Consider the following 22091-nt stretch of genomic DNA (forward strand, 5'->3'; position numbering starts at 1 on the left):
AACAAGGAGTGTGTATGGCTGTGGGATGGCGGCGAGCGTTCGTGGTTGGACTACTGACCCTGAGCTCGTCCGTGTGGGCGGCCAAGAAGGTCGATCTGGATTATCACGTGCACCTTTTGCCGCAAAGCGACCAGGCGGAAGTGCGTCTGACGCTGGCGCAAGGCTCAGCGGTACGCAGCCTGGATTTCGACCTTGGCGACGGCAGCAATTACAGTGATTTCAAGGCCGACGGCCAGTGGCAACTGACACCGGGCACGCAAACCCGTGGTGTCTGGCGCCCGGCCACCGACAAGGCCAGCCTGACCTACCGCGTACGCATCAGCCACGACCGCAAGAACGGCAGCTTCGACACACGCATGACCCCGACCTGGGCGTTGCTGCGCGGTGATGATCTGGTGCCTCCCGCCAAACTCGATCAGCAGGACGGCATCGAACTGGTGTCACGCCTTGAATTCGAGTTGCCCAGCGGCTGGAAAAGCGTCGAAACCGCCTGGCCGCGAATCGGCAAGAACAAGTTCAGAATCGACAACGTATCCCGATTGTTCGACCGACCAACCGGTTGGATGCTCGCCGGTCACCTTGGCAGCCGTCGTACCCGTCTGGGGGAAACCGAAGTGACCGTGGCCTCACCCCAGGGGCAGGGCATGCGGCGTATGGATGTGCTGACCCTGCTGACGTTTGTCTGGCCGCAAGTGCAAGCTGTGTTCCCTCGTCATCCTTCCAAACTGCTGATTGTCGGCGCCAACGATCCGATGTGGCGCGGCAGCCTGGCAGCACATGAATCGATCTACCTAAACACGCGTTTGCCACTGGTCAGCGAAAGCGGCACCAGCGCGTTGGTGCGTGAGTTGGCGCAGTTGTTCGGGCGGATCAACGATCAGCGGCACAGTGACTGGATCAGCGAAGGTTTTGCCGAGTATTACGCCATCGAACTGGTGCGCCGCGCGGGTGGCATGAGTGACGAGCGTTACCAGAGTTTGCAGGGGCGTTTAGCGAAGGACAGTCAGAAAGTCACCACCTTGCGCGGCGAACAGATCAGCCCGGCGCAGATTTCAAAAGCGGTGGTGTTGTTGCAGGAACTGGATCGCGAGATTCGCCTGAAGACCCGCAACAAGCGTTCGCTGGATGATGTGTTGCGCGGGGTGATGCGTTTGGGGAGCGTGGATACCAAGGAGTTTGTTCAGCTCTCGGAAAGTGTCATTGGCGATTCTTCCAAAGTCCTTGATACCGATTTGCTGTAGGAGCGAGGCTTGCCCGCGAAGGGGCCTTAAGCCTCACTGGACTTTCCGGGTCAAACCCCTGTTTTCGGCGACTTCAACGAATCATTCCCGGTCACTGTCGCAGTTTTAGTCGCCGCTTCGGCATTGGCCTTCAGCCGGTTCAAATCTTCAGCGGCGCGCTGGATTTTCGCTCGTACGTTATCCATATCCTGACGGCTTTTCTCCAGCAAGCTTTTCGCCGAGCTATGGCCGGTGATACCGCGTGCCAGCGCTACGCCACCGATGGCCACTTGAATCAAACCGAAGATCCCGCCACGGCGCAGGCCCTTGCCCACCATGACCACGCCACCGGCCAGGGAGCCAATGCGTTCCCAGCCGTGAACGTTCTGGTCTGTAGAAGTCTGGAACGGGGTGGATTCAATGCGCTCTACGCGTTTGAGTTCGCTCATGATTTATCTCCAGGCAGGAAGGGCTGCTTCGGTAATAGATGCTTCAGGATGGATACCTAAGCTGACTGCCGTGGCGACCAGCTTGTTCCATCGAATGTGCCGTAATTCAGCGAAATTTAGGCCCTGAGCGGGTGTTGAGGCCTTTGGCCATGCGGTCATAGAGTACGACATTGACCGTGGCGGCGAGGTTCATGCAGCCGGTGGTCGGGATGTAGACCACGTCTTCACACCAGTCGCGAATCTCTTTATCCAGTGAGCCGTCTTCCGGGCCAAAGATGTACAGCGCGCGGTCCGGGTGGGTGTACTCAGGCAATGGGCGGGCGCCTTCGACCAACTCCACGGCGACCGGTACGCAGTTCAGCGGCAGAATCTTCTTCAGGTCGTCGATGCCGATCAGCGGGATGTCGTAGTGGACGCGCTTGGTATCGGTGACGAAGTCGGCGGCGCGCTCATAGCGCTTGCCGGTGTAGAACACCGAGGCCACGCCATAACAGCCAGCGGCGCGCATCACCGAACCGACGTTCTCCGGTGATTTGGGGTTATACAAACCAATGCAGCTGTACCGTTTGTCTGCCACGAGCGGGGTGCCTTTCGGGAAAAAAGCGCGATTATACGGGGATTGGGGGAGGGGTGTTCAGTTTGAGATTGGTGGTGCCAAGGAGATAGCTTTCGCGGGCAAGCCTCGCTCCTACAGGAGATGCGCAGTCCCTGTAGGAGCGAGGCTCGCCCGCGAAGAGGCCAGCATGCCCAGCGAAGATCTTCAGTCTTCTTTTTTCATCAGGCCAGCCAACGCAGCAAACGGGTTATGCGTCGCCTTGGCGATTTTCGGCGTGCTCAGCGAACCTTCGCCGAAATACTGCTGGTCGGTATAACGCGAGTGTTCGTTGTCATGGCAATAGAGGCACAACAGCTCCCAGTTCGAACCGTCCTGCGGGTTGTTGTCGTGATTATGGTCGCGGTGGTGCACTGTAAGTTCGCTCAGGCGCTTGCCGGAGAATTCGCGGGCGCAGCGGCCGCATACGTGCGGGTACATTTTCAGGGCCTTGTCGCGGTAGCCCATTTCTTTGTCGCGCTGGTTGTCGGCGAGGATGCGGTCGAGCTTCGATGTGTTGGTTGGGGTGGACGAACTCATGGGTTCACCTTTGTAGAAAGACTAATGACGGTAATGATCAGAGTTTAGCTCAGCCCTTGAGCTTCTCGGCAATCCAGATGGTGTGGCGGGTGCCTTTGTTGCCGTGGGCGAAGACCTGCACTTCCTCGGCCTTGAAACCGGCTTTTTTCAGTTTGTCGGAAAACTGCCGGTCTGCGCTGGCAGACCAGACCGCCAGCACGCCTTTCGGTCGCAGGGCCTTGGCGCAGGCGCTGAGGCCGCCGGCGGAGTACAGCCAGCTGTTGGCCTTCTGGGTCAGGCCTTCGGGCCGTTGTCGACGTCGAGCATGATCGCATCGAAACCTTGCGGCTCGGCTTGCAGTACCTTGGCCACGTCTTCCATGCGGATGACGGTGCGCGGGTCAAGCAACGGTTTGCCGGCTTTCTCGCCCAGCGGCCCGCGGTTCCATTCCACAACACCGGGTACCAGTTCGGCGACCACCACTTCAGCGCTCTTGCCCAAGTGCTTGAGCGCCGAGGCGAGGGTGAAGCCCATGCCCAGGCCACCGATCAACACTCGCGAATTCGGCCGACCGGCGACCTTGCGGCAGGGGATCTCGGCCAGGGCATCCTCGGAGCCGTGCATGCGCGTGTTCATCAGTTGTCCGCCGTCACCGCCCTGGATCTTGATGACGAAATCCTCGCCGTATTCGAACAGGCACAGGGCACCGCCGTTTTCGGGAATAGGGGTGGTGTCGAGCAGAACGAAACGTTTCATGGGGCTCACTTGAGGAGAAAATGGCAACAGGGGGAAGGCAAACGGACGCAGTTGGGAGTAGCCTGCAAATGACAACAAGGCCAACGGAGCCATTGATGAAGTGCACCATTCTAACGGTCATTGCCCTGGCCGCGCTCTCGATTACTGCAGTGCAGGCCCAACAGCTGCAAACCGTACCGGTCAGTCCTGCGTCGATGCCGGGATCGCCTGGCACCGCGACGCCCACGCCGTATCCGCAAATCACACCCGCACCTTTGCCCAAAGTCGGCCCCGGCAGCAGCGGCCCACCGTTGGTCCCGATCGAGATGCCTAGCCCGCCGACCAAGGATCAACCGGTGCCGGGGATCGAGCAGAACCCGCCGAAGGTCAAGTCTCCCGGCGGTTAGGCCTGCTGGGAAAGCAGTTGCCCGTCGGCCATGCGCAAGCGTTTGGAGAGGGAAACGGCGAGGGCGCGGATGATCTTGGCGGCGATTTTTGGTGCATCGTTGAGCATCTTTTCCAGCGAATCCTTGCCCAGGTTGAGCAACTGACAGTTGCTCGCCGCCACGCAACTGGCCGAGCGACGTTCGCCATCCAGCACGGCCATTTCGCCGAACGAGCGGCCACTGCGCAAGGTAGCAATGGTCACCTGCTGCCCGTCGCTGGTGGTCTTCTGCACGGCCACCTGGCCGGTGTGGATGATGCACATGAAGCTGCCGGGATCGCCCTCGTGGAAAATCTCTTCGCCCTGGGCAATGGTGCTGATGCTGAAATAGCCCGAGGCCGCAGCGAAGTCCGCCGGCAACAGCTGGTTGAACAGGCCGCAGTCCATCAGCCAGTCGCGAATTTCGTTGTTCAGCAAGGTCTTTTCTGACATGTCGTGCGGTCTTTATTGTTGTGTCTGATTCCGGGTTTGACATTGCCCCTGTAGGAGCGAGCGGTGCGACGATTCGACTTGCCCGCGAAGGCGTCATCAGCCTTACTGCGAATACCGAGTTTTTCCCTTCGCGGGCAAGCCTCGCTCCTACAAGGGCTCTGAGGTGTTTCTTAAGACCGGCACGCCAGCCCAAGTTCCTCAGGCAATCCCCAATACCTTGAACAAAAATGCATATTCGAGTGCTACGTCACGCAATCCCTGGTATCGACCACTCATCCCGCCATGCCCGGCGCCCAGTTCGGTCTTGAGCAGCAGGAGATTGTTGTCGGTTTTGGTCGCGCGCAATTTGGCCACCCACTTGGCCGCTTCCCAGTACTGCACTCGACTGTCGTTGTAGCCGGCGATGACCAGTGTGGCCGGATACGCTTGAGCAGTGACGTTTTCGTACGGGGCGTAGGCCTTGATCCGATCATAGACGTCCGCTTCTTCAGGGTTGCCCCACTCGTCGTATTCAGTGACGGTCAACGGCAGATCCGGGTCGAGCATGGTATTGAGCACATCGACGAATGGCACTTCGGCAATCGCTGCGCCAAACAGCTCTGGCCTTTGATTCAGCACCGCCCCGATCAACAGGCCACCGGCACTGCCACCGCTAATCGCCAGTTGTGGCGCGGTGGTGAATCCATTGGCGATCAAATGCTCGGCGCAGGCGATGAAGTCGCTGAAAGTATTGTGCTTGTGTTCCTGCTTGCCGGCGCGATACCACGCCTCACCCAGCTCTCCACCGCCGCGCACGTGAGCGATGGCAAATGCCATGCCGCGATCGAGCAGGCTTAGGCGCGCGTGTGAGAACCACGGGTCGAGGCTTTCGCCATAAGCGCCGTAGCCGTACAAATAAAGCGGAGTCGGCTTACCGAGCGCTTCGCGTTTGACTACAAGGCTGATCGGCACCTTGGTGCCGTCGGGCGCAGTAGCCCACAGGCGCTGGCTGACGTAAGCATCGGCGTCGAACGGGCCGAGCACCGGAGTTTCCTTGAGAACTTTCTGCTCACCGTTGACCAGTTCCAGCTGACGGATTTGCGCTGGACGGTTCAACGCTTCATAACGCAAGCGAATCCGCTCGCTGACGAACTCCAGGCTGTTCTGCACATGCAGGCTGTAGGCCGCGTCCGGCAGTTGCACCCGGTAGCTCGGCAAGCCCTGTGGGTGAACTTCAATGATCGGCAAGCCACCTTCACGCAGGCTCAAGGTCATGGCGCCGGCGTTCAGGCTCATACCTTCGATCATCACTGTATCGCTATGGGGAATCAGGTTCTGCCAGGCGGATTCGATGGGCGCGATGCCGGTATCAACAGCCGTGTACAAGGCGAAATTGATGCCGTCGCGGTTGGTGCGGATGAACCAGGTCCATTGACCGTCGAGCGCACCGTGGTCAACGTCGTACTCATGGTCCTCGACCCGTGGCGCAATGCAGGTGAAGGCTTGCTGTGGCTGGTTGGCATCCAGTACCCAGACTTCGCTGGTGGTCTTGCTGCCCAAGGACAGCAGCAACTGCTGTTCGGAACTTGCGCGGTAGCAATGCATGAAGAAACGGCCGTCCGGCTCATGAAACACTTCTTCGGCCGCCGTGCCATCCAGGCGATAGCGGAACAACTTGTGCGGGCGATGGGTGTCGTCCAGTTCGCCGAAAAACAGGGTCAGGCTGTCATTGGCCCAGGTCATGCTGCCGTCACAGTCCTGGAATTCCAGCTCGCTGACGCGTCCGTCGGATAATTCCTTCACGAACAGTGTGTAGATCTCATCGCCTGTGGAGTCGATGCTGTAGGCCAGGCGCTGGTGGTCCGGGCTGATGCTGAACGCGCCGAGGGAAAAGAAGCCGCCATTGGCCAGAGCGTTCGGGTCCAGCAGCAGGAGTTCCTGGCTTTCATCGAGTGTCAGGCTGTCGTCGGCCGGGCGCGGGCAACGGTAGTGCCGGGCGTATTCGTCACCCGCGGTGGTGCGGGTGTAATACAGGTACGGTCCCCAAGGGAGGGCAAAGACAGGTCAGTTTCGAGAATCCGCCCCTTGATCTCTTCGAACAGGGTCTCACGCAACCCGGCCTGATCGGCGGTCCGTGCCTCCTGATAGCTGTTTTCAGCCTTCAGGTAGTCGAGCACCGCATCGGTGTCGCGCTCCTGCAGCCAGGCATACGGGTCATCACCCTCGTCCTTGCGAGCGATCGGGGCGTCGGAAACGTTGGCAGATAAGGGCATGAAGGGCTCTCGATCAATGTACGAAATAGGGCTTCGCAACCTGTGGGAGCGGGCTTGCTCGCGAAGAGGTCAGCCCATTCAACATCTCTGTTGACTGATACACCGCTTTCGCGAGCAAGCCCGCTCCCACAGGGATTGCGCGTTGCTGTCCGGATTTGGGCAGCCTGACGTGCGAAAAGTCGTTACTATAAGCGCCTCTTTGCCTGCCTTGCCATGGACACCATGACCGAGAACGACTATCTGATCGCTTGGGGCCTTTACGCCTTTGCCGCTTTGGGCTGCCTGTTGGTGTGGATGCGCCTTACCCGCTGGATGTGGCGCTGGCTGCGTGAGCCGCTGCGGTTGCTGGTGGCCGTGCTGCTGTTTTCCCCGACCATCATCGACCCGGTGAAGGAAAAGGTCGCCCCGGCCATCGCCATCACCGCCCTCGACCTGTTGTTCAAGGTCGGCAACAACGCTTGGCGGGCGATTTCCGATCTGTTCATGTACGGCATGATCGCTTTCGGCATTTACCTGGTGTTTGTGGCAATCCGCTTCCCGATCGAGCGCGCCTCCAACGCGCGCAAGGAAAAGGCCGCTGCCGCCAAAGCAGCGTCCCTCGCTGAGGAACAGGAGGAGGATCATCCTTTCGGCGGTGCAGGCGATGATCGCTACGGTCGTCCTCCCGTGCCGAGCAACCCACAGCGTATGCGGGTCGAACCGCGTTTGTAACTTTGCCCCTGGCTTGAAGCGAGAGTCCGAGCATGTGTGAGTTATTGGGCATGAGCGCCAATGTCCCGACCGATATTGTGTTCAGCTTCACTGGGCTGATGCAGCGCGGCGGGCGCACCGGTCCGCACCGTGACGGTTGGGGCATCGCTTTTTACGAAGGCCGGGGCTTGCGCTTGTTTCAGGACCCGGCGGCGAGCTGCGAGTCGGAAGTCGCCAATCTGGTGCAACGCTACCCGATCAAGAGCGAAGTGGTGATCGGGCACATCCGCCAGGCCAACGTCGGCAAGGTCTGTTTGTCCAACACCCATCCGTTCGTGCGCGAATTGTGGGGCCGCAACTGGTGTTTCGCCCATAACGGCCAGTTGGCGGACTTCCAGCCTTCCGCCAGTTTCTACCGCCCTGTGGGCGATACCGACAGCGAAGCGGCGTTCTGTGATTTGCTCAACCGCGTGCGTGCCGCGTTCCCCGAGCCGGTCGAGGTCGAAGAGCTGCTACCGGACCTGGTGGCCGCATGCGCCGAGTACCGTAGCAAGGGCGTGTTCAACTGCCTGCTCAGCGATGGCGACTGGCTGTTCTGCTATTGCTCGACCAAGCTGGCGCAAATCACCCGTCGCGCGCCCTTCGGCCCGGCACGCTTGAAGGATGTCGATGTAATCGTCGATTTCCAGGCCGAAACCACGCCCAATGACGTGGTCACGGTGATCGCCACCGAACCCTTGACCGAAAACGAAACCTGGACCCGCTACGAACCGGGCCAATGGAGCCTGTGGCGGCGCGGTGAATGCGTCAGCCAGGGCATGACCGAATAAGGATCTGCTCCCCATGTTGCTCAGTTATCTACGGCTGGTGTTGTTTGCGGCGGGCCTGCTGATCGGTGTCCAGGTGCCGGGGTTCATCAACGATTATGCCAAGCGAGTCGAAGCGCATTTGATTGAAGCGCAGACGGGGTTGAGCGGGTTTCAGGGTACGGCCAATCAGTTCTTCAAGGGTGATATGCAGGCACTGGTGGCTCATTACCGCGCCAGCGAAGACCCGATCTTTCGCAGCGATGCCGACAGCCTGAGCAATCTGCTGACCCGTCAACTGGCGCTAGACAAGCAGTTCCAGGCAATGCAAGGCCCGTGGTACATCCGCTTCCTGCAAGTGGTGCTGGCCGCTGACCCGGACATTCGCAAGGAAACGTGGAATGGCTACAGCTACCAGATCCTGTTGACGCCACAAGCGATGATCTGGGGCATGAGCGGCGCGTTGTTGCTGTCGTTCGGGATTGAATGTCTGTTCCGCTTGATCGATTGGGTTGTGTTGGGCGGCAAGCGTCTGCGCCAGAGTCGCCCAATCGAAGAGCGGGATTTGCGGGGCCTCTAACCCGCCATACCCAGACTTTTGTAGCAGCTTGCTGCTACAAAAGGGCGAGTAACCCCGTGCCTGTTTAACTGACGGGCATTAGCTGGCTTCTTTTTTACCAATCAACCGAGTAGCTCATGCTGAGCGTGCGGCCTTCGGCGTTGGCGTACGGCGCTCTGGCATTGGCCTGGGTGAATAGGTTCTCGTACGTGCGGTTGGTCAGGTTGTACACGCCGCCTTCAAGACGACCCACCGGTAATTGCACGGAGCCAAGCAGGTCCACCAGCGTATAGCCTTCGATGTCGCGTCCGTTGTTGTCCTTGGCGGCGGCGTCGTAATCGGCCAAGCGCATGCCTTGCAGACGCAGGGTAAAGTCGTCATCGGTATAGCCGACAAACAGCGTGGTCTTGGCTGGTGAGATGCGCGTTGCCGGCAGATCAATCCATTTGCCGTTCTGCTCGGTCTCACCTTTGGCCCAGGCATAAGTGCCGCCCACCGACCAGTGGTCGGTCGCGCGGTAGGTCAGGCTGTTTTCGATGCCGCGAACTCGTTCTTTCTGATTGATCAGGCGCAATACGCGATCATTGGCATCGTAGAACTGGGTCACGTCCGAGGTGTTTTCATACACGGTGACGTCGGCCTGCCAGTCATCCCAGTTACCGCGCCAGCCCAGCTCGTAACTGTCGACCTTTATGGCTTGGGCGTTGAGACTCTGGATGTCAAAGGTACTGCTGACATCACGCATGAAGCGCTGGATATCCGGTAGCGAAAACCCCTGGCTGTAATTGGCGAAGACGTCCTGGTTTTCACTCAGGTGGTAAACCGCCCCCAGGTTGTACAGCGTGGCATCGTATTTGAGGGTGTCACCCGGCAGCTTTGCACGTATACCGGTCTGGACGATCTGACCATAAGCGATGCTGTCGGAGACCTCGCTTTCGATCCATTCACGGCGCACACCGCCACGCAAGGTCCAGTCACCGATGTCCCAGGACATCTGCCCGAACAGCGATTTGGTGGTGGTTTCGATGTCCGGGCCCAGCTCGTAGGTGGTTCCGGTCTTGGTGTACGTCAGGCCGTTGAGCGCGTACTGATCACCTCGCTGGCGGGAGCGTTCATTGTTATAATCGGCGCCCCAGACCAGATTGCCCGTGGCACTCCCGATCGCCGGCAGCGGCGTGTCGATGGCCGCGCGCAGTCCGTACACATCCTGGACACTGTTGTTGTCGGAAATCCCTGCCTTGCCTCGTGATAGGTCCGGAAAGAACAGTGCATCGGCGCGACGCCAGTAACTTTCCAGTTGCAGGCCCTGACCGTAGAAATCCGTGTCGGTGTAGTTGAGGTTGATCGCCTGGTTATGGGTATAGGGTTGGTCGTCGAGCTTCAGCCCCTGGACTGCCACGGCTTGCTGCAGGTTTTTCGGGTCTTTTGTGTAGCCAGTGTCCTGCTGGTCCTTGTAGTCCTGGAGCGACAGGCTGATTTTTTTGTCGGCATCCAGCTCGTAACCGAAACGACCTTGCAGGTCATAGGTTTCGGTATCCATGTTGCTGCCCTGGGACGTGTCTTGAGGAATGCGGTTGCCGTTGCCATCGTACTGATCGTTACGCTGGGTCAGGTCGGCTGAGACGTACCAGTCCAGTGCATCCTTGCGCCCCGTCGCACTCTGAAAGGCTTCGTACGCGAAGCCTTTACGGTTGAGGTTGTTGCCTGTGGTCATGCCCAGTTTGCTGCTGTAGGCAATGTCCTGGCCCTGATTACGCTTGGTGATGATATTGATGATGCCGCCTGAAGCACCGGCACCGTAGATGCTGCTGGCGCCGGAGATCACTTCGATGCGTTCGATGCTGGCCGGGGCAATGCTGTTGAGCTGGCGGAAGTTGTCACGCGTGGCGTTCTGCGAGACGCCGTCGATCAACACCAGCATGTTGCGCCCGCGCAGGGTCTGGCCGAAGTTGCTCATCCCGCCGCTGGACGGCGCCAGGCCGGGAACGAGTTGCCCGAGGATGTCGGAGACCCGGCGACCCGCGCCGCTCTGCTCGCGGACCTGCTGTTCGTCGATAACCTGGACCGAGCCCGGAATCGAAGCAATGGTCGCTTCGCTGCGGGTAGCGGAGACGACGGTGGCTTGCAGGTTCAAGGTACTTGGCTGCTGCTCGCTATCCTCGGCCCAGGTCTGGGCGCTGAAGGTACCGAGCAGCGGAATCAACAGGGAAGCTTTGATTTTGGACATGACGTGGTCTTTTTTTAGTTGTGATAAGTGTGAGTAGACGAAGTCGAGCGGTCAGGGACGGTGTTGAACGACCGCACCCAGCGGATCCCCAGCGCGGCTATGGCGTAGGTCAGCGCCACCAGCCAGAAGCTGTTGGCCAGACCGATCAGGCCCATGCCGATCCCGCCAAGGACGACACCGATCAGAGCGCCAGCCTTGGCCGCGCTGTTGCCGAGGCCGAGGGCGAAGCCCTGCTGGTTCACGGAAATGGTGTTGGCGATCAGGGCATAGGCGACGGGCAGCAGCGCGCCTTGCCATGCGCCCCAGACGAGTCGACTGACGAGAAACCCCAACCATTCGTTGGCCAATGCCGTGGCCGCCAGCGTCAGGGCACATAGCCAGGTCACGCCTTCGATGACGCGCAAGGTGTAGGCCGGTTGCCAGCGGTCGAACAGGCGTCCCCACAGCGGCGCGCAAATGGCCAGGGTTGCAGCGCTCGCCGCGTAGGTGGCGCCGATAAGCCAGCTTGGGGCGTGCAGAATGTTCGCGACGTACAGCGCGTAGAACGACTGTGGCATCATCTTCGCGGCCTGAATCAACACGATCACCAACAGGATTCCACCGATCCAGCCTTTGGGCAGAGCCACCGGTTCAACAGCTTTTTTCTTCGAGGTCCGAGCCTTGTCAGCTGGCAGGAAAAAACTTCCCAGTGCGCACAGCAGGCAAATCGCCGTCGCGCCATAACAGAGCAGGGCAAACCCCGAGATGTCCATCAGAAACCGCCGAGCACGGGGCCGATCAACGAGCCGACGGCGGTTGCCGATTGCAGACGGGCCAGGGTGTGTCCACGTCTGGAACTGTCGCAACAGGCCAGGGCATAGGCTTGCGCGGTCGCGAGAAATCCCGCCAATGCGCCTTGCATCACGCGAATCCCAACCAGCAGCCAAGGATCGAGAGTGATGGCCGCCAACCCTTGGCACAGCGCGAGTGCCAGCAACGCCCGAACGATCATCGGTTTGTGTCCGGTGCGATCGCCCAACTGGCCCCACATGGGAGTCAGGAGCATGGCCGCCAGCATCGGACCGGCATAGACCATTGCCGATAACAGCGCGGTGTGGCCGGCACCCTCCGGCCCCAGCAGATGCTGAATCTGCAAAGGCCAGAACGGGCCGCTCATTTCCATCGCGCCCATGGACACACACTGGATGACGATCAGCAGTCGCAAGGCACGACCGTCAGCGAGCATGGACGTTTGGTCGCAGCGGGTTATTCAGGCGTCCGACGATGTCAGCATGACTGTCGAGCAAGCGCATGCGCATGAACGATTTGGCGGGCCAATCCTGTTCCAGCAGAGCCTGACGCTCGCTTTCCCAACGGGCCGGTTCAACGCGCACGCGCAAGGTCTCGAAGCACTGTGCAACGTGCGCGGCCAATCGCTCCCAAAGGGTATTTTCCGGCACATTCCAATGGCTGGCACAGAGCAAAGTCAGCTCACCCAGGTGGCACATGAATGTCGTGTGCAGAAGTTTGTCGCGAACAAAGCCGGACTCGTCATACAGCGTCATTTTCGGATCGTGCAACTGGATATCCAGGCCCTTGGCGTGCAGGGTCTGGCGATCGATACGCACGTCGCCGAAATCTCGTAACAGCAGCCGATTCAACTGCCCGTCAGCGCCCATCACCATGAAACTGTTTTGCTGATGCGCTTCGAAGGCCACGCCATACATCAGGTAAATGCCCAGCAGGCTCGGTACGGCAATCGACAGGTAATCATCGAAAAACCTCAACATGGCCTCGCTGTTGTCATCGCCTTGAGCCAGTTTTACCCAATCACGCAATAACGGTTGTTCGAATTCGTTGACGGCGAACAGGCTGCCGACCGGCACCGCCAACTCGCCTTGTTGCAGCAGGGTAAGCGGGTTGTCGCGATACAGCACGCCAGCATGGCGAGAGCGCTCGTCATCGGCCGGTTGGGGGCGTAGTGCACGCCGATGCGCTCTGGAACGATGTTCAGCAGACGCTGGATCTGTGGTTCCCGATCGAGGATTTGCAGTATCAGTGCGCTGATGCGCGGACCCATCCGGGCCGAGCGCGGCGATACGGTGCGCTGCACGCTGGTCAGTCGCAAAGCCACCGGCAACTTGACCATCGGCGCCGTGCGACTGCCTTCCGGCAGGACCGTGCGGAAGGACATGGTCGGGTGGCCGGTAAAAGCGATGATGTCGGTGATGATCAGCAGGTTGTCGGCGATTTCGTTGGCGAAGGAATTTGGGAGCTCTTCACGGGCTTGCCAAGGGTGCGACGGGAGCGGGAGGTAGTCCTTAACTTCCAGACCCAGTTGTTGCAAGTGGCGCTGCAATTGCTCGGCGGCCTGTGGGAAGTGCCCCTGCCACCAATTCCGGTAGTCGGTGGTGCCAGCCAAGGTTTCGACATGTGCGTACTGGCGGTGCAGGGCGCACAGGACAATTGGAAAGCTGGCTTCAAATTCTGGTGAGAAGGCGATGACCTGATCGGCGCTCAAGCCCAGTTTTGTCTTGTAGTTCGGGTGCCACGGATGACCGAGAGTGCCCCACTGTTCTAGCAATGACGTGGGATTGCGGTGGCTTGGGTCGGCTTTGAGCCAAGCGAGCAGATTGTTGTCGTACTCGGTGTCGATCTGCTCCCTCAAGCGCTCGGTCCAACCGTGGTGGAACGCAAGGCAAAGGGTGTCGTTGCTGAAGCTGTCATCCAGTTCCTTGGCCAGACGTTCCAGTACTTGCGCAGAGGCTGGTGGGTTGAGCTGAGTGCTGAGGTGGGCGAGCAGTTCGCTGGGCAACTGGATCTTTTGCGGCAGCCTGTCGGGCGTATGCAGGACGATGCTGCCACGTACGTCCAGCTGTTCATTCGTCCGCCGGACAAGTGCTCGAAGTAAAGATGCGCGCCATCGCCAAGCGGCAGCCGGCAACGCCTGTCTTCGTCGTATTCACAGGCGGCGGGGTTGATCAGCTCTTCACGAAACAGCGCCTGTATCAGGCGTTGGAAACACCGCTGGGCGGCGAGCTCCAGAGCATTGCTCAAATGATCGAGGGTGATACGGTGAGACTGGAAAGCCTGAGTACCAAGGGCTTCACTCCAGCGAGCGAGCAATTGCTGTTGTTTTTGCGTGTAGTCGCGCATCAGGTCCGACTCCTTCTGGACAATTGATTAGCGCGCAGAGAATACCGTCATGAAAAAATAATGCAAATGATAGTGGTTCATATTTACAGATTGGGAGATGTCCTTCAGATAAAGGCATATGGCTTGCTCAAAACCAAAGCGCTCGCCCTAGCCATTTGGAGCTGCAAGATCGGCTATTGCCTGGATGTACCTGATAATCTGCAGGTATGTCTTACGGATATATCCGACAGCTGATAAGAATAAAGCCTAAGGGAGTGTTCATCGTGAGCCGCCTGCTATTGAACTGCGACATCGGCGAGAGTTTCGGCAACTGGACCATGGGTCTGGACGCGGAAGTCATGCCCTTTATCGATTGCGCCAACATCGCCTGCGGTTTCCATGCCGGCGACCCGAGCATCATGCGCAAGACCGTCAGCCTCGCCCTCAGCCACGGCGTGCAGATCGGCGCTCATCCGGCTTACCAGGACCTGGTGGGATTCGGCCGCCGTTCGATGGCCTACACCTCCCAGGAACTCCAGGACATTTTGCATTACCAGATCGGCGCGCTCGACGGCATCTGCCGGGCCCAAGGCGGCCGGGTCAGCTACGTCAAACCTCACGGGGCAATGTACAACGACATGATGGCCAACCCGGCGCAACTGCGCGCGGTGCTGCAGGCCGTGGCCGCTTATGACCGCAGCTTGCCGTTGATGCTGATGGCTACCCGCGACAACAGTGCCGCACAGCAGTTGGGCGATGAGTACGGCGTGACCCTGTGGTTCGAAGCCTTCGCCGATCGTGCTTACGATAGTGCCGGTATGCTGGTCTCGCGAAGCCTGCCGGGGGCGGTGCATCACGACCCGGAAAAAATCATCGAGCAGGCACTGATCATTGCCCGTGATGACCACCTCACCGCCAGTGACGGCAGCGCCTTGCACTTGCAGGCCAACACCCTGTGCGTGCACGGCGACAACGCCAGTTCGGTCGCTGCCGTGCAACGTATCCGGCAAGCTTTGAATGAGCAGAGCGCGTCATGAACTTGCGCGTGGCAGTGGTCGCGGTCGATTGCCTGATGGTGCGTCTGTTCGATGAGATCGCCGAAGCCAATATGCCATGGATGCTCGCGGCCAGCGAAAGCCTGCGGGCGGCGTTCGGCGGGCACCTGATTGATCTGGTGCCGTCCTACACGACATTGATGGTGCATTACGACCTGACCGCGTTAAGCCCGGCCCAGGCCCGGGAATTGATCGCTCAAGCACTGATCGATCTGTCGCCCAATGCGCGTACTCGCGGCGCCTGTCATGTATTACCGGTGTGGTACGACTTGAGCGTCGGTCCGGAGCTGAGTCTGTTGTCACGACGCAGCGGGCTGGCGGTGGAGGAGGTGATCCGCCGCCACAGCGAGCGTGAATATCAGGTATTCGCCTTGGGTTTCGCACCGGGGTTTGCGTTCATGGGGCTGGTGGAAGAAGTGCTCGCCGCGCCGCGTCTGAATACGCCACGCAAGAAAGTCGCCGCCGGCAGTGTTGGCATCGCCGAACGGCAGACGGCCGCTTATCCGGTGGTGTCACCGGGTGGCTGGAACCTGATCGGCCGCACGCCGGCCAAATTGTTCGACCGCAACCGGGATGGCTACAGCCTGATGCAACCGGGCGACACCGTGCGCTTCGAAGCGGTCGGTCATGCCGAGTTCATCAACCTGGGCGGTGACGACATGCCACTGGAGGCGCTGGCATGAGCCGTCTTACGATTGAAGCGAGTACGCCGCTGTGCCTGTTGCAGGATGCCGGCCGTTTCGGTGTGCGACATCTGGGCGTGACCCAGGGTGGCGGGCTGGATTGGCGATCGATGTCCTGGGCCAACTGGCTGCTGGATAACGAGCTGGATGCGGCGGTGATCGAAATCACCCTCGGCGGGTTCACCGTGGTGGCGCAAGACGATTGCGTACTGGCGCTGGCCGGGGCGGATCTGGGCGCGCAGGTGGATGGCGAGCCGTTAGCGCCGTGGCGCAGTTTCCGGCTACACAAAGGTCAGTGTTTGCAATTCACCCAGCCGTTGCTCGGTGCTCGCGCCTATCTGGCCGCGCCGGGAGGCTTCGATGCGCCGAAGGTGTTGGGCAGCAGCGCGACGGTAGTCCGTGAAGAGCTCGGCGGTCTGGATGGAATGGGCCGTGCACTGAGTAAAGGCGCGACTTTGAGCTATTCGGGCAATTCGGTGATGTTGCTGCGGGAATTGACGGCGGACCAGCGGCCCGACTTGAACCTTGATGCGCCATTGGACCTGGTACTCGGTGCACAAATCGGCGAGTTCAGCGGGCAAAGTCTGTTCGATGCATTCAACAGTGTGTGGAACCTCGACAGCCGTGCCGACCGGATGGGCATTCGCCTGTTGGGCACGGCGTTGCAGTACCAGGGCAAACCGATGATTTCCGAAGGCATCCCGCTGGGTGCTGTCCAGGTGCCGCCGGACGGGCAACCGATTGTGTTGCTCAATGATCGGCAGACCATTGGCGGTTATCCGCGTTTGGGAGCGTTGACGCCGCTTGCGCTGGCTCGGTTGGCGCAGTGCCTGCCGGGGGCGCAGGTGCGGTTGCGGCCGGTGGTGCAGGACGTGGCGCATCGCGAACACGTTGAGTATTTACGTCGCTTTTCAGGCCGTTAAAAGCTTCGCGGGCAAGCCTCGCTCCTACAAGTACAACGCATGGTGCATGTACACCGTGACCTGTAGGAGCGAGGCTTGCCCGCGAAGGCGGCATCTCAGACACCAATAATCTCTACTTTGAAAGAAACCGCATCCCTTCTTCAAGCCCCCGCAACGTCAGCGGATACATCTGGTCTTCAATCAGATCCCGCACGATGTTGGTCGACGAGGTGTAGCCCCAGGTGTCTTTCGGATACGGGTTGATCCAGATGAGTTTCTTGTACTTCTCCCTGAAACGCTGCATCCACACGTAACCGGCTTCTTCGTTCCAGTGCTCGACGCTGCCGCCAGCCTGGGTGATTTCGTAGGGCGCCATGGCGGCGTCACCGATGAAGATAACTTTGTAGTCGGCGCCGTACTTGTGCAGCAGATCCATGGTTGAGGTGCGCTCGGAGGTGCGGCGCATGTTGTTCTTCCACACCGATTCATAAATGAAGTTGTGGAAGTAGAAGTACTCCAGATGCTTGAACTCGGTCTTGCAGGCCGAGAACAGCTCCTCGCAGATTTTCACGTGAGCGTCCATCGAGCCGCCGATGTCGAACAGCAGCAGTAGCTTGACGGTGTTGCGTCGTTCCGGACGCATCTGGATATTCAGCAATCCGGCATCTTTGGCGGTGTGGTCGATCGTGCCGTCGATGTCCAGCTCTTCTGCCGCACCCTGACGGGCAAACTTGCGCAGTCGGCGCAGGGCAACCTTGATGTTGCGCGTGCCAAGTTCCACCGAGTCATCGAGGTTCTTGTACTCGCGCTGATCCCAGACTTTGGCGGCTCTGCCCTGGCGCTTGCCGGCGTCGCCGACCCTGATACCTTCGGGGTTGAAACCGCCGGAACCGAACGGGCTGGTGCCACCGGTGCCGATCCACTTGTTGCCGCCGGCATGGCGCCCCTTCTGTTCCTCCAAGCGCTTTTTGAACTCTTCAATCAGCTTGTCCAGGCCGCCGAGGGACTGGATTGCCGCCCGCTCTTCGTCGGTCAGCGAGCGTTCAAACTCCTTGCGTAGCCAGTCTTCAGGAATCAAAGCCTGCAAGTGGTCGTCGAGTTTTTCCAGGCCGTTGAAGTAGGCACTGAAGGCCCGGTCGAACTTGTCGAAATGCCGTTCATCCTTCACCAGGATCGCCCGGGACAAGTAGTAAAACTCATCCATGTCAGCGAAGGTCACGCGCTGTTTCAGCGCGTTGATCAGGTCCAGCAGCTCGCGCACCGAGACGGGTACCTTGGCGGCGCGCATTTCATTGAACAGGTTGAGCAACATGGCGTTGGCCTCTGCTTGTCGTCGCTTAGCGACTGCCGCGACGACTCATGAAAGCCAGACGCTCAAGCAATTGCACGTCTTGTTCGTTTTTCACCAAAGCCCCGGCCAGCGGCGGGATGGCCTTGGTCGGATCGCGTTCGCGCAGCACCGCTTCGCCAATGTTGTCGGCCATCAGCAGTTTCAGCCAATCTACCAGTTCGGAAGTCGAGGGCTTCTTCTTCAGGCCAGGCACCTTGCGCACATCGAAGAACACGTCCAGTGCTTCGCTGACCAGGTCTTTCTTGATGTCCGGGTAGTGCACGTCGACGATGCGCTGCATCGTGACGCGATCCGGGAAGGCGATGTAGTGGAAGAAGCAGCGACGCAGGAATGCGTCCGGCAGCTCTTTTTCATTGTTGGAGGTAATGATGATGATCGGGCGCTTCTTGGCCTTGATGGTCTCGTCGATCTCGTAAACGTAGAACTCCATCTTGTCGAGTTCTTGCAGCAGGTCGTTGGGGAACTCGATGTCGGCTTTGTCGATTTCGTCGATCAGCAGAATCACCCGCTCTTCAGACTCGAAAGCCTCCCAGAGCTTGCCCTTTTTCAAGTAATTACGAACGTCGTGGACCTTTTCCGTGCCCAGCTGTGAATCGCGCAGGCGGCTGACCGCGTCGTACTCGTAAAGGCCTTGATGAGCCTTGGTGGTGGACTTGATGTGCCAGGTAATCAGCCTGGCGCCAAAGGATTCGGCCAGTTGCTCGGCGAGCATGGTCTTGCCGGTACCCGGTTCGCCCTTGACCAGCAACGGCCGCTCCAGGGTGATGGCGGCGTTGACCGCCAGCTTCAGGTCATCGGTGGCGACGTAGGCCTGGGTGCCTTCGAACTTCATCTGCTAATCCTCGAACGGTAACGCCGACCTGAAAGAGGCAGGGCGGGGCGCAATAAATGGTCAGCCCCGACTATAACGCGGTGCCCGGTCGACTGTGAACGCAGACGGCTTATTCAGTCTCTGAATGAGGCGTCACATCTTGACTCGGTTTCGGCGGCGGGCCAGTATTGAGCTATCGCCATTTTGGCGATAGCTTGCGAGGCATGTCTACTAAATATCGATTTCGAGATACGTATCGCATTCCGTTGCGAGAGAAGGATCATCCGCCACCCCACGTCCACCTGACCGGTGGCGGACTGGATGTCATGCTCAGCCTGGAGCCCGTCGACGTGATGATGGGCAAGGCACCGCCACTGATTATCAAGGAAGCGCTGGAATGGGTGAGGGCCCATCAAGCGCAATTGCTGGAGGATTGGAAACGATGTTACCCATGAAACGACCACGGCTATTAGAGGTGCGGGCATTGTCGGATTATCGACTGGCGCTGACCTTTATCGACGGACAGCAACTTACCCTTGATCTGAGCCGCGACCTGCTGGCCTTTCCAGGATTACGGCCATTGCAGGGGCGCGCCTTCGAAGTTGCGGTGGTGGGCGATGACGGCTGGTGTGTGGAATGGCCTGAACAGGATATCCAGATTGGTGCCGACACCTTGTATCTGGATGCATTGGCGCAAAACGCATCCGACGAAAATACCCGCATCTTCATCGACTGGCGCGCTCGCACCGGATTACCGCTCAATCAGGCAGCTGAAGCACTGGGCGTCAGTGCCCGTAGCATCAGCCGCTACAGCAGCGGCCGCGAAGCTGTGCCGCGTTCTTTGGCCCTCGCCTGTCTTGGCTGGGATTTCCTGCAACAGCAATCGTCGAGGGCCGCCGAAGAGAATGGTCGGTACACCGTCACTCGTAAACGCTAACCGGCATCCGGCTTCGGCCGTTCATAGCGGGCAGTAAATGCCTGAATGAAGCCATTGCGTAAAATCTGCAAAAACGCCTCGAACGCGTTGATATTTTTCTGGTGTACGTTACCGCTCAACTCTATTCGGGTGGCGAACTGGTTCTTGCCCTGGTTTTTCAGCACGGTTTCGGAGCCGCCGACGATGGCCTCCCAAATGGAGCGGAAAATACCCTTGTCCTTGTTTTCCACGTCCTGGTGCCAATTGAAAACTTCGACATCTTTGAGTAGCGGTTTGATATAGCCGGTCAGTTTGGCCTTTTTGGCTTGCGCTTCTATCACCACGTCGCCATGACCGGCGTTGAAATCAAACTTGCCGTACGCCGAAGCGAAGTCGTTCATGCGTTTGAGCTCGATGTCCTTCGCCCTCAGACGGAATTCGAAGTCCTCGAAATTACTCAGCGGGTCAAAAGTAGCGGTGGTTTCCAGAGGTGCGTGCCCCAGCAACAGGGCTTTACCTTCAAAGCGGGCGTCGCGTTTGCCTTCGGTGTCGACCACGTTGGTCAGGTTGTAAATGCTGGCGTTGACCTTCGTGGCGTTCATGTTCACAGGTGGTTTGGAGTTGAAGTTTCGAAAGCTGATCTTGCCGTCATCGATCCGCACTTCATTCAATGTGATTGGCAGCAGTTTTCCAAGTTGGGCACGCCAGTCGGTGCCCTTACCGGTCTGGGAGTTCTTTTTGTTGGCGCCGCCGTCGACAAAATTGACCTCGGGATTGACGAACCTCACCTGCGCCACCACCGCATGGTCGTACCAAAGCGAATGCCAGCTGACTGCAAGGTCGATCAGCGGTGCGTCGATGAACGGCACCGGTACCTTGCCGTCAACCTTGACGATTTTCAGACCGTTGATTTTGTAGGCGCCACGCCATAGTGCAAGGTCGACATCAGTGACCTGTCCGCGGTATTCGCCCATGTCCGCCAGCTTGTCATTGAGGTAGTCGCGGACAAGGTAGGGCAGGGCGACGCGAAGGGTGATCAGCAGCACAACGAGGGCGGCAAGGGTCCACAGCAGCCAGCTGTATTGACGTTTCATGATGGCAAATCTCTGGCGATCTAAAGCCATTGACTGCGCTGATGACCGGACGTTCGACCTGACTGGACGACCACGGGCAACAGGCATACCTTTGTCCGCTTATTAATGCTGTATCAAGGACCCAGCCATGAGTCGTATTTTCGCTGACAACGCCCACTCCATCGGCAATACGCCGCTGGTGCAGATCAACCGTATCGCGCCGCGCGGTGTAACCATCCTGGCCAAGATCGAAGGGCGCAACCCGGGTTATTCGGTCAAATGCCGGATCGGCGCGAACATGATCTGGGACGCCGAAAGCACCGGCAAACTCAAGCCTGGCATGACCATTGTCGAGCCGACCTCCGGTAATACGGGCATCGGCCTGGCCTTCGTGGCGGCCGCGCGCGGTTACAAATTGATGCTGACCATGCCTTCGTCCATGAGCATCGAACGACGCAAGGTGCTCAAGGCGCTGGGGGCGGAACTGGTGCTGACCGAGCCGGCGAAGGGCATGAAGGGTGCGATCGAGAAGGCGGGTGAAATCGTTGCCAGCGATCCGTCCAGATATTTCATGCCGGCGCAGTTCGATAACCCGGCCAATCCAGCCATTCACGAAAAAACCACAGGCCCGGAAATCTGGAACGACACCGACGGTGCCGTTGATGTCCTGGTTTCAGGTGTCGGAACCGGTGGCACCATCACCGGCGTTTCGCGGTATATCAAGAATACCCAGGGCAAGCCGATTATCTCGGTGGCTGTGGAGCCAGCCGTATCGCCAGTGATCACCCAGGCGCTGGCCGGTGAAGAGATCAAGCCCAGCCCGCACAAGATTCAGGGTATCGGTGCCGGTTTTGTGCCGAAGAACCTGGACCTGTCGATCGTCGATCGGGTGGAATTGGTCAGCGACGAGGAGTCCAAGGCCATGGCCCTGCGGTTGATGCAGGAAGAAGGGATTTTGTGCGGTATCTCGTGCGGGGCGGCAATGGCGGTGGCGGTTCGGTTGGCCGAGACCCCGGAAATGCAGGGCAAGACCATCGTGGTGATTCTGCCGGATTCCGGGGAACGTTATCTGTCGAGCATGTTGTTCAGCGATTTGTTTACCGAGCAGGAGAACCAGCAGTAACGTGTGGGATGGTTCGCGCCAGTGCAGGCGTTAACGCGGGCGTTGGTCTGTAGGAGCAAGGCTTGCCCGCGACTGACCGCGCAGCGGTCACAAAAAAAGCGTGACTCAGATCAGCGGACGTTCAGCCGTTCTGTGTT

At 59.2% G+C, this 22091-nt stretch carries 19 protein-coding genes and 4 pseudogenes; 11 read left to right on the forward strand and 12 right to left on the reverse strand.

The genetic code is table 11. From position 1 onward, the window contains the following. Positions 1–14: 14 nt before the first annotated feature. Complete coding sequence (locus tag CES87_RS27870) at positions 15–1241, forward strand: hypothetical protein (protein WP_128608634.1); 1227 nt, start codon at positions 15–17, stop codon at positions 1239–1241. Between the two features lie 50 nt (positions 1242–1291). Here the strand turns inward: CES87_RS27870 and CES87_RS27875 are convergent, their stop codons facing one another. From CES87_RS27875 to CES87_RS27890, 4 genes and pseudogenes are all read right to left on the reverse strand, one after another. Then, entirely contained in the window at positions 1292–1669 is a 378-nt protein-coding gene (locus CES87_RS27875) for a DUF2892 domain-containing protein (protein ID WP_128608635.1), read from the reverse strand. A 106-nt stretch (positions 1670–1775) separates the two neighbouring features. Beyond that, positions 1776–2246: an RNA methyltransferase gene (locus tag CES87_RS27880; RefSeq protein ID WP_007911337.1), complete on the reverse strand. Its 471-nt coding sequence runs from the start codon at positions 2244–2246 to the stop codon at positions 1776–1778. A gap of 183 nt (positions 2247–2429) precedes the next feature. Continuing rightward, a complete protein-coding gene (locus CES87_RS27885; protein ID WP_007944009.1) occupies positions 2430–2801 on the reverse strand; it encodes a YajD family HNH nuclease in 372 nt (123 codons plus the stop codon). A gap of 49 nt (positions 2802–2850) precedes the next feature. Beyond that, positions 2851–3536 (reverse strand): annotated as a pseudogene (locus CES87_RS27890) (spermidine synthase). A gap of 95 nt (positions 3537–3631) precedes the next feature. Between CES87_RS27890 and CES87_RS27895 the strand changes: the two are divergent. Next, positions 3632–3922 (forward strand): hypothetical protein, encoded by a 291-nt coding sequence (locus tag CES87_RS27895; protein ID WP_128608636.1) that lies wholly within the window; start codon positions 3632–3634, stop codon positions 3920–3922. Here CES87_RS27895 and CES87_RS27900 read toward each other — a convergent pair. Together CES87_RS27900 and CES87_RS27905 are read right to left on the reverse strand one after the other, a co-directional pair. Further along, positions 3919–4392, reverse strand: coding sequence for a cyclic nucleotide-binding domain-containing protein (locus CES87_RS27900; RefSeq protein ID WP_128608637.1), 474 nt, complete (start codon positions 4390–4392; stop codon positions 3919–3921). The two genes, CES87_RS27895 and CES87_RS27900, sit on opposite strands and share 4 nt — an antisense overlap. Before the next feature lie 198 nt (positions 4393–4590). Further along, positions 4591–6644, reverse strand: a pseudogene (locus tag CES87_RS27905) (S9 family peptidase). Positions 6645–6857: 213 nt separating this feature from the next. Between CES87_RS27905 and CES87_RS27910 the strand changes: the two are divergent. From CES87_RS27910 to CES87_RS27920, 3 genes are read left to right on the forward strand one after another with little or no spacing between them, the layout of a single operon-like run. Beyond that, positions 6858–7355: an MFS transporter gene (locus CES87_RS27910; RefSeq protein ID WP_128608638.1), complete on the forward strand. Its 498-nt coding sequence runs from the start codon at positions 6858–6860 to the stop codon at positions 7353–7355. Between the two features lie 32 nt (positions 7356–7387). After that, a complete protein-coding gene (locus tag CES87_RS27915; protein ID WP_128608639.1) occupies positions 7388–8164 on the forward strand; it encodes a class II glutamine amidotransferase in 777 nt (258 codons plus the stop codon). A gap of 13 nt (positions 8165–8177) precedes the next feature. After that, positions 8178–8720 (forward strand): DUF2937 family protein, encoded by a 543-nt coding sequence (locus CES87_RS27920; RefSeq protein WP_128608640.1) that lies wholly within the window; start codon positions 8178–8180, stop codon positions 8718–8720. A gap of 94 nt (positions 8721–8814) precedes the next feature. Here the strand turns inward: CES87_RS27920 and CES87_RS27925 are convergent, their stop codons facing one another. The 3 genes and pseudogenes from CES87_RS27925 to CES87_RS27935 all read right to left on the reverse strand — a co-directional run bounded on the left by CES87_RS27925 (position 8815) and on the right by CES87_RS27935 (position 14061). Then, positions 8815–10926 (reverse strand): TonB-dependent receptor, encoded by a 2112-nt coding sequence (locus CES87_RS27925; RefSeq protein WP_128608641.1) that lies wholly within the window; start codon positions 10924–10926, stop codon positions 8815–8817. Between the two features lie 14 nt (positions 10927–10940). Continuing rightward, positions 10941–12151, reverse strand: a pseudogene (locus CES87_RS27930) (MFS transporter). Continuing rightward, a pseudogene (locus CES87_RS27935) lies at positions 12141–14061 on the reverse strand (IucA/IucC family siderophore biosynthesis protein). The pseudogenes CES87_RS27930 and CES87_RS27935 overlap by 11 nt, the downstream one beginning before the upstream one ends. Positions 14062–14324: 263 nt before the next feature. Between CES87_RS27935 and CES87_RS27940 the strand changes: the two are divergent. From CES87_RS27940 to CES87_RS27950, 3 genes are read left to right on the forward strand one after another with little or no spacing between them, the layout of a single operon-like run. Next, positions 14325–15077 (forward strand): 5-oxoprolinase subunit PxpA, encoded by a 753-nt coding sequence (locus CES87_RS27940; protein ID WP_128608642.1) that lies wholly within the window; start codon positions 14325–14327, stop codon positions 15075–15077. Next, positions 15074–15778 carry a 5-oxoprolinase subunit PxpB gene (pxpB, locus tag CES87_RS27945; protein ID WP_128608643.1) on the forward strand — a complete coding sequence of 235 codons (705 nt, stop codon included), beginning with the start codon at positions 15074–15076 and terminating at the stop codon, positions 15776–15778. The genes CES87_RS27940 and pxpB overlap by 4 nt, the downstream gene beginning before the upstream one ends. Then, positions 15775–16701: a biotin-dependent carboxyltransferase family protein gene (locus tag CES87_RS27950; RefSeq protein WP_128608644.1), complete on the forward strand. Its 927-nt coding sequence runs from the start codon at positions 15775–15777 to the stop codon at positions 16699–16701. Before pxpB ends, CES87_RS27950 begins: the two co-directional genes overlap by 4 nt. Positions 16702–16813: 112 nt before the next feature. Here CES87_RS27950 and CES87_RS27955 read toward each other — a convergent pair whose 3' ends face one another. Together CES87_RS27955 and CES87_RS27960 are read right to left on the reverse strand one after the other, a co-directional pair. Beyond that, positions 16814–17992 (reverse strand): VWA domain-containing protein, encoded by a 1179-nt coding sequence (locus CES87_RS27955; RefSeq protein WP_128608645.1) that lies wholly within the window; start codon positions 17990–17992, stop codon positions 16814–16816. Positions 17993–18017: 25 nt separating this feature from the next. Next, a complete protein-coding gene (locus tag CES87_RS27960) occupies positions 18018–18863 on the reverse strand; it encodes a MoxR family ATPase (RefSeq protein WP_128608646.1) in 846 nt (281 codons plus the stop codon). A gap of 203 nt (positions 18864–19066) precedes the next feature. On the opposite strand from CES87_RS27960, the gene CES87_RS27965 reads away from it, so the two are divergent. Beyond that, the gene (locus CES87_RS27965; protein WP_178081494.1) at positions 19067–19297 is read left to right on the forward strand and encodes a DUF4160 domain-containing protein; all 231 of its coding nucleotides are present in this window, start codon (positions 19067–19069) and stop codon (positions 19295–19297) included. After that, positions 19285–19779 carry a DUF2442 domain-containing protein gene (locus tag CES87_RS27970; RefSeq protein ID WP_128608648.1) on the forward strand — a complete coding sequence of 165 codons (495 nt, stop codon included), beginning with the start codon at positions 19285–19287 and terminating at the stop codon, positions 19777–19779. The genes CES87_RS27965 and CES87_RS27970 overlap by 13 nt, the downstream gene beginning before the upstream one ends. Here CES87_RS27970 and CES87_RS27975 read toward each other — a convergent pair. Further along, complete coding sequence (locus CES87_RS27975; protein ID WP_128608649.1) at positions 19776–20852, reverse strand: DUF748 domain-containing protein; 1077 nt, start codon at positions 20850–20852, stop codon at positions 19776–19778. The two genes, CES87_RS27970 and CES87_RS27975, sit on opposite strands and share 4 nt — an antisense overlap. Positions 20853–20979: 127 nt before the next feature. Here CES87_RS27975 and cysK point away from each other — a divergent pair, with 127 nt between their 5' ends. Beyond that, positions 20980–21954: a cysteine synthase A gene (gene cysK / locus CES87_RS27980; RefSeq protein WP_128608650.1), complete on the forward strand. Its 975-nt coding sequence runs from the start codon at positions 20980–20982 to the stop codon at positions 21952–21954. The last annotated feature ends 137 nt before the right edge of the window (positions 21955–22091 follow it).

The sequence above is a fragment of the Pseudomonas sp. ERMR1:02 genome (assembly GCF_002277815.1).
Lineage (GTDB): Bacteria > Pseudomonadota > Gammaproteobacteria > Pseudomonadales > Pseudomonadaceae > Aquipseudomonas.